This window comes from Micromonospora sp. CA-240977, from assembly GCF_050942285.1.
In the GTDB taxonomy this organism is placed as follows: domain Bacteria; phylum Actinomycetota; class Actinomycetes; order Mycobacteriales; family Micromonosporaceae; genus Micromonospora.
Window position 1 is genome coordinate 329,609 of the sequence record NZ_CP192055.1, and the last position, 13,516, is coordinate 343,124.

The following is a 13,516-nucleotide window of genomic DNA, read 5'->3' on the forward strand; positions in this document are numbered from 1 at the left end:
GGCCTGCTTGCTACGTTTCCGAGCGTGACTCATCTCGACCGGTGCGACGAGGCCAGCCGGACCTGGGTGACGGAGGCGATCGCCACCGTCGAGGCCGACGCGAACCGCTCGGCCGACACCCACCTGCTGCCGTTCCCCCTGCCCCGGGCCTGGGGGATCGACCTCTATCTCAAGGATGAGTCGTCCCACCCCACCGGCTCACTGAAGCACCGACTGGCCCGCTCGCTGTTCCTCTACGGCCTCTGCAACGGCTGGATCGGGCCGCGCACCACGATCGTCGAAGCGTCGTCGGGCTCCACGGCGGTCTCCGAGGCGTACTTCGCCCGGATGTTGGGTCTGCCGTTCATCGCGGTGATGCCCGCCTCCACCTCACCCGAGAAGATCGCGCAGATCGAGTTCCAGGGCGGCCGGTGTCACCTGGTGGACGACCCCGCGACAGTGGTGGTCGAGGCACGCTGGCTCGCCGAGGACTCCGGCGGGCACTTCATGGACCAGTTCACCTACGCCGAGCGGGCGACCGACTGGCGGGGCAACAACAACATCGCCGAGTCGATCTACGCGCAGTTGGAGCTGGAGCGGCACCCGATCCCCACCTGGGTGGTGGTGGGCGCGGGCACCGGGGGCACCAGCGCGACAATCGGCCGGTACGCCCGGTACCGCCGGCTCGCCACCAAACTCTGCGTTGTCGACCCGGAGAACTCGGCGTTCTACCCGGCGTGGTTGGCCGCCGACTGGTCGGTACGGACCGGAAAGGGCTCCCGGATCGAGGGGATCGGCCGCCCCACGGTGGAGGCGTCCTTCCTGCCCTCGGTGGTGGACCGGATGGTCCAGGTGCCGGACGCGGCGTCGCTGGCCGCGATGCGCGCCGGATCGGCGCTCCTCGGCCGCCGGGTGGGCGGCTCCACCGGCACCAACCTGTGGGGCGCGTTCGGGCTGATCGCCGGCATGCTCGCCGAGGGCCGGACCGGCTCGGTGGTCACCCTGATCTGCGATCCGGGCGACCGGTACGCCGACACCTACTACTCCGACGACTGGGTGACCGCCCAGGGCCTCGACCTGACGCCGCACCTGGCCACCATCGAACACTTCCTGACCGGCGGCACCTGGCCCGTCTGAGCCGGGCCGGTCAGCGCGGGTCGATCCGTTCGGCCAGTCCCGGGTACCGCACCACGTAGCCGCTGTCGTCCAGATCGATCTCGGCGGTGAAGGTGCCGCTGGCGAAGCGCACCCGACCCGGCCCGAGCCCGGTGTAGATCTGCTCGGCAGACACCACCTCCAGGCCGGGCAGCAACACCCACGCGACGGTGATCCGGTGTGCCCGGTCGGCCGGCTCGTTGGCCAACCCGAGCCGGTGAACCGGCAGGGTGTTGAACAGCGGCGAGCCACTCAGGTCGACGTCGAGCGCGTCGGCCAGCCGATCGGGGTCATCAGTGCCCGGCAGACCGGCCCGGGGGTGACCGGCCGCGACAAGCGCCCTGTCCAGATCGCCCTGCTCGGCGGTGGTCACCCGCCACCGGTCCGTGGTCCGATCCAGGGTCACCCTGCGCAGCCAGCCCAACCCTTCGGCCTCGACCTCGACCCGGGTGGTGGTCCAGTCCGGTGCGGTGGTCAGCTGGTAACGGGCGGTCCAGGGGATCGGGTCCACGGCGAGCAGGGTGCCCCGGGCCGTCAACCCGCGACCGTCGTCGAGCAGCACCTGCTCGCTGCCGGCGGTGTCCGTCCGGGACCAGAAGATCGACTTCGGCATGGTCGGCATGAGCCGGACGTTACGCGACAGCGCCGACATCGGCAGGGCATGCGCGAACGCCGCCGCGAAGGCTGGGCTTCGCGGCGGCGTTCGATGGACAGTCAGATCAGTGGGTACGCGCCGGCGGTCGCCCGCCGAAACCGCGCCGGTCGTCACGCGGGCGGTCGTCGCGCGGCCGGTCGTCGCGGGGACGATCGTCCCGAACCCGGCTCTCGGGGCGGAAGCCACCCCGAGTGTCGCGGTCACCGAAGCGACGCTCACCGGTGGGCCGGTCGCCGTACTGGCGGTCACCCTGCGGCCGGTCGCCGTAGCGCCGCTCACCGGTCGGACGACCGTCGCGGTCGCCGAACTGCGGCCGGTCACCGAAGCGGCGCTCGCCCTGCGGCCGGTCGCCGTAACCCCGGGCGTCCCGATCGGCGTAGCGCCGTTCACCGGTCGGCCGGTCGCCGAAACCCCGCTCGCCGGTGGGCCGGTCGCCGTAACGCCGCTCGCCCTGCGGGCGGTCGCTGTGCTGCCGGTCGCCGTACTGGCGGTCACCCTGCGAGCGGTCGCCGTAGCGGCGCTCGCCGGTGGGCCGGTCGCTGTACTGGCGGTCACCCTGCGGACGGTCGCCGAAGCGACGCTCACCGGTCGGCCGGTCGCCCTGCGGACGGTCGCCGTAGCGGCGCTCGCCGGTGGGTCGGTCGCCGTAGCGGCGCTCGCCGCCCGTGCGGTCACCGAACCGACGCGGGCCGCCGGAGCGGTCGTCGAAGCGGCGCGGGCCGCCGGAGCGGTCGCCGTAACCCCGGGGCTCCGCCTCGACGCGCACCGGGACCCCGCTGGGCTCGCGGGCGCCGACCAGCTCGGCCAGTGCCGCGTCGCCGACCCGCACCCGGGTCTCGGCCGGCGCGACGCCGGCCTTCTCCATCATCGCCAGCGTGGTGCGGCGCTGCTTGGGCAGCACCAGGGTGGCGACCGCGCCCGACTCGCCCGCCCGGGCCGTGCGTCCCGCGCGGTGCAGGTAGTCCTTGGGGTCCTTCGGCGGATCGACGTGCAGCACCAGGGTGACACCGTCGACGTGGATGCCCCGAGCCGCCACATCCGTGGCGACCAGCACGTTCATCCGGCCCTCACGGAACTCGGCCAACGTCTTGGTACGCATCCGCTGGGTCTTGCCGCCGTGCAGCCCACCGGCGCGTACGCCGACCGCCGCGAGTTGCTCGACCAGCCGGTCCACACCGAGCTGGGTGCGGGCGAAGACCATCGTCCGGCCGTCGCGGGCGGCGATCGAGGCCGCCACCGGGAACTTCTCGTGCGGCGGAATCAACAGCATGTGGTGATCCATTGTGGATACCGACGCGGTGGACGGCGCCGTGGAGTGCGTCACCGGATCGGTCATGAACCGCTTGACGAGCGCGTCGACGTCACCGTCGAGAGTGGCCGAGAAGAGCAGCCGCTGACCGTTCGCGGGCGTCTTCGACAGCAGGTCGGTCACCTCGGGCAGGAAGCCCATGTCGGCCATCTGGTCGGCCTCGTCGAGCACCGTGACCTCGACGTCGTCGAGCTGGCAGATGCCCCGCTCGATCAGGTCGCCGAGCCGGCCCGGGGTGGCCACGATGATCTCCACGCCGCGCCGCAGCGCGTCGATCTGACGGTCGTACGGGACACCACCGACGGCGGTCTTGAGGAAGATGCCGACGGACTTGCCCAGCGGCACCAGCGCGTCGTTGACCTGCATGGCCAGCTCGCGGGTGGGGACCAGGACCAGGGCGCGCGGGCGCATCGGCCGGGCCCGGTTGCGGTTGGCCAGCCGGGCGATCATCGGCAGACCGAAGGCCAGCGTCTTGCCCGAACCGGTCTGCCCGCGGCCCAGCACGTCACGGCCGGCCAGGGCGTCCGGAACGGTGGCCCGCTGGATCTCGAACGGGCTGGTGATGCCCTGCTGGGCCAGCGCGCGCACCAGCGGCTCGGGCAGGCCGAGGGAGGCGAAGCTGATCGGTTCGGCGGTCGCCGTCGCGGCGGGCTCGGCCGGCGCGGTGCCGACCTCGCTCGGGGAGGCGTCGAGCTGCTCCCGGGCGGTGTCGGTGGTCGGAGCGGTGTTGGAAACGGACGAAACAGTGCTGGGGTCAGCAGAGGTGGTCAACAAAAACCTTTCGAGCGGGGCGCATCTTCGCGATGGCCTGCCGCGGCTGTGCCGCCGGATCGCCCGCAAGATCGCCCAGGGGCGCACACCACGCGCGCCGGGTCAGTGATCTCAGCCAGTGTACGGCGATCCGGCGAAGCCGCCAGCCGGTTGCCGGACGGTAGTGGGCGGACTCACCCTCGTCCCGCTCGGCGGCTCACCCGTTCAGTACGTTGCCGACCAGGCCGTCCAGCGCGTCACCGGCGAGGAGTACGACCATGACGCTGATCGCCACCAGCAGCCCCAGAGCGGCGGCCAGGACGATCATCACCCGGGTGTTCCGGGATCGTTCGGCCGGCGTGTCCGACCAGCCCTGGGCCAGGATGTGCCCGGTCAGCGACCCGGAATTCTCCACCGCGTTGGCACGGATCGCGATCGTGGTGAAGCCCGGCCCGTCGCCGCTGCCGTAGACGGTGCCGGCCAGGTCAGAGCCGCCGTCCTGCCGACCTCCGCCGGCACCGGCCGCGCCCTGGGCGGCCGAGCCACCCGAAGGCTTGCCCGTCGACGCGGCCCCGCGCGAGTTTCCGCTGCCATCCCTGGCCGACCGGGAAGCGCCGGCGGTCCCGCGCGAACTCTCGCTGCCATTTCCGGTCGATCGGGAAGCGCCGGCGGTGGACGGCGGCCAACTCGGCAAGGCGGGCGCGGGCACCACCGGCGGCGCGGAGACGGGTGCACCGGCCCACCCGTCGGCGGATGCCGAGCGTGCCGTTCCGGCGGCGGACGACCACCCGGCTGGCGGTGCGGAATCCGCCGCGCTGGCCCGTACGCCGGGCGTGTCGATCATCGCCGGCGGCGGCGGGAACGGCGGCGCCGGCATCGGTCCGGGCGGACCTGGCGGCGCGGGCACTGGCGGCGCGGGTGGCGGCACGGGCGGGCTCGGAATGGGCGGTGCCGGCGGACCCGGAATGGGCGGCATCGGCGGGGGCGGCGGGATGGGTGGACCCGGAACGGGTGGAACCGGACTGGGTGGCGGCGTGGGTCGGGGCGTCGGCGACGGGTCGGGAGGGTACGGCACCGGGGTTGGCGCGGGCTCCGGTTCCGCTGGCGACGGGTGGGTCGGCCCGGGGCCGGGTGGCGTGGGGGTCGGCTCCGGCTCCGGTGCCGACGGTTGGGCGGGCTCGGGTGCCTGCTCCGGGTCGGCTGGCTCGGGACCCGCCGGCCCGGACCGGTACACGGCGGGCGCGCTGCCGCGGGCGTCCGGAGTGCCGAGGGCGCCGGGCGTGGCCCGACTGCTGCCGGGAACCGTGGCGCTCGCGCGAGCCGGCGCGGAAGAGCCGCTTCGTTGCCCCGGCAGCGAGACGTCGGCGACGCCGGCTGAACCGGTCGCGCGGTAGGTGGTTGCGGTGACCGGGGCGCTGGCCGGCAGGTCACCGCGGAGAGCCCCGGCGGTCGCGACGCTGGCGCGGGCTCGCACCGGTGCGGCGGCCTGGTCCGGCTGATCGTCGGCGGGCGCGGGCTGGTCGGCGCCGGCGTGGGCGACTGCCGGCGGCCCGCCGTCCGGGTCGGGAACGTCCGCGGCGACGCCGCTCCCGCCGGGAGCAGCGTCGGCGTCGACGGAGGGGTCGGCGTCGACGGAGGCGTCGTCACCGGCGACGCCGGAAACCGGGCCGATGTCAGACGCCGCCGGGCTGGCGGTGGCGGCCGGGCCGGTGTCGGTGGCCCGGTCGTTGTCAGAGGCCGCCGGGCTCGTGGTGGTGGCCGGGCCGGTGTCGGTGGCCCGGTCGGTGTCGGTGGCCGCCGGTTCGGCGGTGGTGGCCGGGCCGGCGGCAGGGGCCGCTGCGGAGGTGTCGGTGGTGGACGCCGTGGCGACGGCGCCCGGCCCTGACGGGTCGGCTTTGTCGACCACGGGGTCGACCGTCTCCGCCGGATCACTCTGCTCGGCCATCTCCGCCCTCCGCGCCATGCTCGCACCCGGACCCGAGACGTCGGGTCGGATGTGCCTGGTTGTCACGGTGCCACAGATCTCCCCGAGCGGACAGCCGGAGCGGGTCGTGGCGGATCAACCAGCGGTGCTGGGGCTGCCCGACGAGCTGCCGCTGCCCGTCACGCTCGTGCTGGCCTTCGGTGTGGACGTCGCGGTGGCGCTGCTCGGGGCGCTGGTGGGCGGCGGGGGCAGCGTCGACGGCGTGCTGTCCGGGGTGTTGGTCGGGGTCGGTGTGGCGCTCTCGGTCGGCGTGGGCGTCGGCGTGGGCGTGGGGGTCGTGCCGCCGGTGGGCGTCGGGGTGGCCGACCCGGTCGGCGACGGGGTGGTCGTCGGCTTCGTGGTCGGCGTGGGCTTGGGAGTGGGCGTCGGCTTCGCCGTGGGCTTGACGGTGGGCGGCGTGACCGGCGGGGTCGTCGGCACGGTCACGACCGGTGCCGGCACCGCGCCGATCACCCGGGTCGCGGCGTACAGCCGGGTCCAGCTGACCACCGAGATCTTGACGACGTCGCCGGTGGTGGGTGCCTGCACCATCTTGCCGTTGCCGATGTACATGGCGACGTGGTGGATCGTCGTCCAGCTGCTGCCGGACGCGAAGAAGAGCAGGTCGCCGGGGAGCAGCGCGCTCTGCGGAACGGTCCGGCTCCGGGTGGCGGCGTACTGGTCGCGGGAGACCCGCGGCAGGTCGAAGTAGTCGGCGCCCGGGGAGCGGTACGCCGCCCACATCAGACCGGAGCAGTCGAACCGGTCCGGCCCCTCCTCGGACCACTTGTACGGGTCACCGAGCTGGGCCAGCGCGTACCGGACCGCGGCCATCGCCCGGGGGTGCGCGGCCATCCCGCTGATGTTCTGGTTGGTGACGTAGCCGGCGCCGTACTGCTGCTCGGCGGCTTCCTGCTGGCGCTCGATCTCGATCAGCTGCTCGGCGTTGTTCCGGCGCAGCGTGAGCAGGCTCGCCTCGGCGGTGCGGAGTGCCGTCTCGCCCGCGGTGAACTCCCGCTGGGCGGTGGCGAGCAGATCCTTGGCCTCGGTGTGCTTCTGGTAGGCGGCCTGCTCGTCGGCACGGGCACGCGCCAACGCCCCGGTCACCCCGGTGGTGCCGCCGTCGACCTTCTCGCCGCGGGTGATCTGTTGCAGGCGGCTCAGCCCACGGAGGTCCTGGGCGAACTCGCCGGGCGGCAGCGCGGCATCTGCCTTGACGGCGTCCGCGGCGGCCGCGTCGGCCTCCTGCTGGGCCCGGAGCAGGGCGTCCTGCGTTGTCGCGAGCACCTTGCCGGCGGCCTCGAGCTGGGCCTGGGCGTCGGTGCGTTTCTGCCGACTCTGCAGAAGCGCCTCGCCGAGCGTGCCGACCTGGGTCTCGGCGGCGTAGATCTGCGCGGCCAGCGGGCCGTTGCCGATGGCGCCCACCGGTGGCGACGGGACGCCGCCGAAGGGCGGAGCGCCGGGCAGTTGGGGCGCGCCGATCGCCGGCGGGCGGGCGCCGGTGTCCGGCACGGTCGTGGGCACCGGCGGATCGGCGTAGGCGGGGGTGGCCAGCACGGCGGCGGCGATCGCGCCGAGCAGGGCGGCCCAGAGCTTCGGACGCAGGACCGGCGAGATCACCGGGCTCCGTCGTCGCTGCCGTCGCCCGCGCCCGCTGTAGACCATTCCGCTCCCCGTTCAACCGCTCGTCGCCGCGCTCGGTGGGCGCGACCGTCGGGACGGTACCAGTGTGTGTGTTCCGCCCCACCTTGTTACTACCGCACCTCGCCACTCATGTCGATGCGTTGACGGGTTACGGGAGGCTGAGAGTCTGGTGAAGTGGGTCGCTGTCACCGACCGTGCCGCCGCGGTGGTCGGCCCCTCGACGTACGCTCGATCGGACCGCAGGTGGAAGGGACGTGCCATGGACGCCGGACTCAAGCGTGAGCTCGAAGCGAAGGTGTACGCCGGTGAGCGGCTGACCCGCGAGGACGGGGTCGCCCTCTACGAGAGCGACGACCTGACCTGGTTGGGGCGGCTCGCCCACCACAAGCGCACCGAGCTGAACGGCGAGCGGGTGATGTTCAACGTCAACCGGCACCTCAACCTGACGAACGTCTGCTCGGCGTCCTGTGCGTACTGCTCGTTCCAGCGCAAGCCGGGCGAGAAGGACGCGTACACGATGCGCATCGACGAGGCGGTCCGCAAGGCCAAGGAGATGGAGGATGAGCAGCTCACCGAGTTGCACATCGTCAACGGCCTGCACCCCACGCTGCCCTGGCGCTACTACCCGAAGGTGCTGCGTGAGCTGAAGGCGGCGCTGCCGAACGTCAAGCTCAAGTGCTTCACGGCGACCGAGGTGCAGTGGTTCGAGAAGATCAGCGGCCTGAGCGCCGACGAGATCCTCGACGAGCTGATGGACGCCGGCCTGGAGTCGCTGACCGGCGGTGGCGCGGAGATCTTCGACTGGGAGGTCCGCCAGCACATCGTGGACCACGCCTGCCACTGGGAAGACTGGTCGCGCATCCACGCCCTGGCGCACAGCAAGGGCATGAAGACCCCGGCCACCATGCTGTACGGCCACATCGAGGAGCCCCGGCACCGGGTCGACCACGTGCTGCGGCTGCGGGAGTTGCAGGACGAGACGGGTGGCTTCGCGGTCTTCATCCCGCTGCGCTACCAGCACGACTTCGTGGACTCGGCGGACGGCAAGATCCGTAACCGGATCCAGGCGCGCACCACGATGGCCTCGCCGGCCGAGTCGCTGAAGACGTTCGCCGTCTCCCGGCTGCTCTTCGACAACGTGCCGCACCTGAAGAACTTCTGGGTGATGCACGGGCTGTCGGTGGCCCAGCTCTCGCTGAACTTCGGCGTGGACGACCTGGACGGCTCGGTCGTCGAATACAAGATCACGCACGACGCCGACTCGTACGGCACCCCGAACACGATGCACCGCGACGACCTGCTGCACCTGATCTGGGACGCCGGTTTCCAGCCGGTGGAGCGGGACACCCGCTACAACGTGGTGCGCGAGTACGACAAGGCCCCGTCGCTGGCCGAGCGTCGCGCCGAGCCGCAGCAGGTCTGGGCCTGAGCCGCCACGTACCCTCGCAGTCGATGACCGAGAAGAGTGGTGCCGAGCAGCAGGGCGGGTTTCCCCGCCGGGACGCCGAGGGGCGCGTTCGTACCCTGGGTGATCTGCTCGGGGTGTGCCTGGCCGGTCTGGTGATCGGTGCGCTGGCGTTGGTGCTGTTCGACTGGGCGTTCGCCTCGATCGGCGCCGGCGACTTCGGGTACACCAACGGGTGGCTGGCCGTGATCCTGCCGGCCTGGCTGTTCTGGGACGATTTTCGGGCCTGGGAGTTCGGCGCGGCCCGGGTGGTGGCGGCCGTGGTCGCCGCCGCCGTCGGGGTGGTCGTCGGGCTGCTGGTCGCGGGTCTGGGCGCCGACCTGCCGACGTTGCTCTCCGGGACGTTGGCGGCGGGGGCGTTCACTGTGGCGTACGCGATGATCTGGTTCCCGGGCGTGCGCTGGTTGACCCGCCGGACCGGTTGACCGGGACCGCCCGCCGGGCGGATCGACTGTCCCGCCGGCACCGGCGGGCGACGGAGAGAACGGAGTGGTGCAGGTGAGCGCCGCGCTCAAGTACACGCTGGGCCGGATCGGGCTGTTCGTCGCCGTGCTGGCGGGCCTCTGGCTGGTCGACATGAACGTGTTCCTGAAGCTGATGTTGGCGTTGGTCTTCTCCGCCGCGCTCTCCTTCTTCCTGCTCCGCGGCTGGCGCGACGAGCTGGCGGGGGAGATGGCCGACGCCACCGAGCGTCGCCGGACGGAGAAGGAACGCCTCCGCTCCGCCCTGGCCGGCGATGACGACCCGAACTCGACGACCTCCACGGAGGGCCCGGACACCGCGCGGTGATCAGGGGGTTTGCGTCACCGACAACCGGTCCGGCGACGCAAACCCCTTGATCACTCGATTGCGGTCACCAGTTGGTGGAGTTGGGGACCTTGGGCCAGGGCCTGTCGAGCGGCTTGATCAGGTACGCGACGCCGCCGGTGCCGCCGGAGACGCCCCCGCTGGCGTTGATGCGCTTGGTCCGCTGCCAGATCTGCTCGAACTGCTCGCGCTTGTAGACGTTGCGCACCACCTCGTCGCTGGACGAGGCCGGGTCGTTGACGATCACGTCGCCGTCGGCGGTGAAGCCGACCACCACGAAGAGGTGCCCGGAGGTGCCGTAGTTCGCCCCGTCCAGCTCACTGGCGAGGAAGGACTGGCTGGTCACGACGGGGATGCCGGCGGCGATGAAACGCTCCAGCTCATCCAGTGAGTGCAGCCGGGTCACCCGCCCCTCCAGCCCGGGGAAGCTGGCCGCGTACGCGGTGTTGAACGGCCAGTTGCCGGCCCCGTCGTACGCGTAGTCGAAGGTCATCCGGGCGGCGTGGTTGACCGTCGGATCCGGGTAGGTCGGGTCTACCCAGGAGGTGTCGGCCGCCGACGGCTTGCGACCCCAGTACTCGACCACCATCTCGGTGGAGGTGGGCGAGCACCACGCCTCGCCGCCGCCGTCGTACTCGGGGTAGTGCCCGGCGTGCACGTTCTGCGAGTAGCGCGGCACCGGCAGCTCGACGCCCCAGGCGATGTGCCCGGCGCTCGGCGGCACGGTGAAGCGGTCCGGCACTGTCGAACTCATCGCGCCGACCATCCGGACCACCGGCGCGGCGGCCTGCCCGGGTGCCCGGTAGAGGGTCAGCCGGAGCTGGTAGGACCGCAGCAGCACCCCGGCGGTGGCGTCGTCGATGCTGAAGGTGTCGGTCCAGATCGTCGACCAGGGGTCGCCCTGCGGTTCGACGCTGGTCCGCTTGATGTCGGTGTCGCCGGACGCCCAGCGACCCATGACGTACCACGGGGTCTGGTCGCCGCTTGTGTAGCTGCCCTGCATCTCCACCTGGATCCAGGTGCCGGCGGGGGTCTCCGCGTTCCACGAGGCGATCAGTTCGGTGGCGTCGAACCCGATCCGGGTCACCGGTGAGGTCCAGGTGCCGTACTCCCAGGTGCGGGTGGTGCCGGTGTGGGGGTCGGCGTACTCGGTGGTGCCGGCCGGGCGGGCCAGGGTGAGGCCCGCTCCGACGCCGGGCGCCACGCGGGTGCCGGCCCGGCTGCCCCGGTCCCAGTCGGCGGGCCCGGACCAGTCCTGGAAGGTGATCTGCTCGTCGTGACCGGTGGCGGGTGGGCGGCCTGCCATCGCGGGCGCGGTGGTGGCGAGCAGGGTGAGCGCGGTGACGCCGGCGAGGGCGCCCGCGCGTAGGCGGGATCTGGCCATGAGTGCTCCGCGGTGTCGAGAGGGGCATCGTCGCTGGTCAGTTTTCCGCTTGGAAGGAAGTTTCGCCAGATGTTGACGTATGGAAAATCATTGCCGCCGCGATGATCCGCCTGGGATGGACCAGGTAACGATCAATATTGATATGACCATGTGACAGATGGTGAAGTGTCCTTCACCGAGCGGGATCTCCCGCCCATCGAGGAGGTAGTCCATGGCCCTCCGCACGCCCATCCCTCTCCGCCGCGTCCTGGTGCTCGCCGTCGTCACCGGGCTGGGCATCGTCACCGTCGCCGCCGGTCCGGTCGCCGCCCGACCGGCGCCGGACCGCACCACCGAGTCGGCCGCCGCCGGCTACCGGGTGCTCGGGCCCCGGACCCTCGCCGACCGCAACGCGGTGGCCCGCACCGGAGCCGCCATCGACTACTCCGAACACGGAGTCCTGCACATCTCGGCGACCGCCGGCGAGGCCGCCGCGATCGGCAAGCTCGGCTTCCGACTGGAACCGCTCGCCCCACCGCCCAACGCCGAACGCGGCGCCGGCGAGATCGGCACCCTGGCCTTCCCGCCCGCCGACTCCAACTACCACGACTACGCGGAACTGACCGCCGTCGTGAACCAGGTCGTCGCCGACCACCCGGCGATCGCCCGCAAGATCAGCATCGGGTCGTCGTACGAGGGCCGCGACCTGATGGCGGTGAAGATCTCCGACAACGTCGGCACCGACGAGAGCGAGCCGGAGATCCTGTTCAACTCCCAGCAGCACGCCCGCGAGCACCTGACCGTCGAGATGGCGATCTACCTGCTCAACCTCTTCACCGACAGCTACGGCAACGACTCCCGGATCACAGGCATCGTCAACAGCCGCGAGATCTGGATCGTGCCGACGGTCAACCCGGACGGCAGCGAATACGACATCGCCACCGGGTCGTACCGGTCCTGGCGCAAGAACCGGCAGCCCAACAGCGGTTCGTCGAACGTCGGCACCGACCTGAACCGCAACTGGGGCTACAACTGGGGCTGCTGCGGCGGCTCGTCCGGCACCACCTCGTCGGAGACCTACCGCGGTCCGTCGGCGTTCTCCGCCCCCGAGACGCAGGCGCTGCGCAACTTCGTCAACGGCCGGGTGGTCGGCGGCGTGCAGCAGATCAAGGCGAACATCGACTTCCACACGTACTCGCAGTTGGTGCTCTGGCCGTACGGCTACACCACCGCGAACACCGCGACCGGGATGAGCGCCGACCAGTACAACACCTTCGCCACCATCGGTCAGCAGATGGCGGCCACCAACAACTACACCCCGGAGCAGTCCAGCGACCTCTACATCACCGACGGGGACAGCCTCGACTGGATGTGGGCCACCCACAACATCTGGGCGTACACCTTCGAGATGTACCCCGGCTCGTCCGGCGGCGGCGGTTTCTACCCGCCCGACGAGGTGATCACCGCGGAGACGACCCGTAACCGCGAGGCCGTGCTGCTGCTCAGCGAGTACGCCGACTGCCCGTACCGGGCCATCGGTAAGCAGTCGCAGTACTGCGGCGGTGGTGGCGGCACCACTGTCTGGTCGGACACCTTCGAGACCGCCACCGGGTGGACCACCAACCCGGCCGGCACCGACACCGCCACCCTCGGAGCCTGGGAACGGGGTGCCGCCCAGGCGACCACGTCCTCCGGCGCCAAGCAGCTCACCCCGTACGCCGGATCAAACGACCTGGTCACCGGCCGGCTCGCCGGCTCGGCCGCCGGTGACTACGACCTCGACGGTGGGGTGTCCAGCGCCCGGTCCCCGGCGGTGACCCTGCCGTCGTCCGGCACGCTGACCCTCTCGCTGGCCTGGTACCTGGCGCACGGGTCGAACGCCTCGTCGGCGGACTACCTGCGGGTGAGCGTGGTGCACAACGGCGGCACGACCGCGCTGCTCACCCAGGCCGGCGCGGCGGCCAACCGCAACGGTAGTTGGGCGGTGGCGAACCTCAACCTCAGCCCGTACGCCGGCCAGTCGGTCCGCATCCTCGTCGAGGCGGCGGACGCCTCCGGAGCCAGCCTCGTGGAGGCCGCTGTGGACAACGTCACCATCACGTCCTCCTGATCGGGTGGGGCCCCGTCCCGCCCCCGACGGGGCCCCACCACCCGCTCCCGAGCCTCCAGATCCGGGACATATGCCTCCCTGTGGCTGCCCGACCGATCGACGAGCGGCGATCAGCCCTTGATCGATCCGGCACGTCCCGGCGGTGCGCTACCGTCTTACCGACCAGTCCGCAGCGAAGCCGGTGCGAAATCCGGCGCTGTCCCGCAACTGTGATGCCCCACCGGCCGGTGGGGACGAGCCAGGTCGCCTACGGATCGGTCGCGATACGCGCTCTCGAGGAAGGGCGCCTCGTGGGCGGGCGTACGAAAGTCCCTGT

The 13,516-nt window shown here is 72.0% G+C and carries 10 protein-coding genes and 1 riboswitch; of the genes, 5 read left to right on the forward strand and 5 right to left on the reverse strand.

Translation table 11 applies throughout. The features are described from left to right. Positions 1–24: 24 nt before the first annotated feature. Positions 25–1,116, forward strand: a complete 1,092-nt coding sequence (locus ACQPWW_RS01655; RefSeq protein WP_433128421.1) for a PLP-dependent cysteine synthase family protein — start codon at positions 25–27, stop codon at positions 1,114–1,116. 10 nt (positions 1,117–1,126) lie between these two features. Here ACQPWW_RS01655 and ACQPWW_RS01660 read toward each other — a convergent pair whose 3' ends face one another. The 4 genes from ACQPWW_RS01660 to ACQPWW_RS01675 form a co-directional block, all read right to left on the reverse strand. Continuing rightward, a complete protein-coding gene (locus ACQPWW_RS01660) occupies positions 1,127–1,747 on the reverse strand; it encodes a putative glycolipid-binding domain-containing protein (protein ID WP_433134068.1) in 621 nt (206 codons plus the stop codon). A 106-nt stretch (positions 1,748–1,853) separates the two neighbouring features. Further along, positions 1,854–3,869: a DEAD/DEAH box helicase gene (locus tag ACQPWW_RS01665; protein ID WP_433128423.1), complete on the reverse strand. Its 2,016-nt coding sequence runs from the start codon at positions 3,867–3,869 to the stop codon at positions 1,854–1,856. A gap of 196 nt (positions 3,870–4,065) precedes the next feature. Beyond that, complete coding sequence (locus ACQPWW_RS01670) at positions 4,066–5,811, reverse strand: hypothetical protein (RefSeq protein ID WP_433128425.1); 1,746 nt, start codon at positions 5,809–5,811, stop codon at positions 4,066–4,068. Positions 5,812–5,907: 96 nt separating this feature from the next. Then, the gene (locus ACQPWW_RS01675; RefSeq protein ID WP_433128427.1) at positions 5,908–7,476 is read right to left on the reverse strand and encodes an NlpC/P60 family protein; all 1,569 of its coding nucleotides are present in this window, start codon (positions 7,474–7,476) and stop codon (positions 5,908–5,910) included. Positions 7,477–7,714: 238 nt separating this feature from the next. On the opposite strand from ACQPWW_RS01675, the gene mqnE reads away from it, so the two are divergent. From mqnE to ACQPWW_RS01690, 3 genes are all read left to right on the forward strand, one after another. Continuing rightward, positions 7,715–8,884 (forward strand): aminofutalosine synthase MqnE, encoded by a 1,170-nt coding sequence (mqnE, locus tag ACQPWW_RS01680; protein ID WP_091395685.1) that lies wholly within the window; start codon positions 7,715–7,717, stop codon positions 8,882–8,884. Between the two features lie 23 nt (positions 8,885–8,907). Next, positions 8,908–9,345 (forward strand): hypothetical protein, encoded by a 438-nt coding sequence (locus ACQPWW_RS01685; RefSeq protein ID WP_433128429.1) that lies wholly within the window; start codon positions 8,908–8,910, stop codon positions 9,343–9,345. Positions 9,346–9,418: 73 nt separating this feature from the next. Next, complete coding sequence (locus ACQPWW_RS01690; RefSeq protein ID WP_433128431.1) at positions 9,419–9,709, forward strand: DUF4229 domain-containing protein; 291 nt, start codon at positions 9,419–9,421, stop codon at positions 9,707–9,709. A 64-nt stretch (positions 9,710–9,773) separates the two neighbouring features. Here the strand turns inward: ACQPWW_RS01690 and ACQPWW_RS01695 are convergent, their stop codons facing one another. Then, positions 9,774–11,111: a C39 family peptidase gene (locus tag ACQPWW_RS01695; RefSeq protein WP_433128433.1), complete on the reverse strand. Its 1,338-nt coding sequence runs from the start codon at positions 11,109–11,111 to the stop codon at positions 9,774–9,776. A 211-nt stretch (positions 11,112–11,322) separates the two neighbouring features. On the opposite strand from ACQPWW_RS01695, the gene ACQPWW_RS01700 reads away from it, so the two are divergent. Then, positions 11,323–13,200: a M14 family zinc carboxypeptidase gene (locus ACQPWW_RS01700; RefSeq protein WP_433128435.1), complete on the forward strand. Its 1,878-nt coding sequence runs from the start codon at positions 11,323–11,325 to the stop codon at positions 13,198–13,200. A gap of 177 nt (positions 13,201–13,377) precedes the next feature. Further along, positions 13,378–13,443: riboswitch (cobalamin riboswitch) on the forward strand. Positions 13,444–13,516 lie beyond the last annotated feature (73 nt).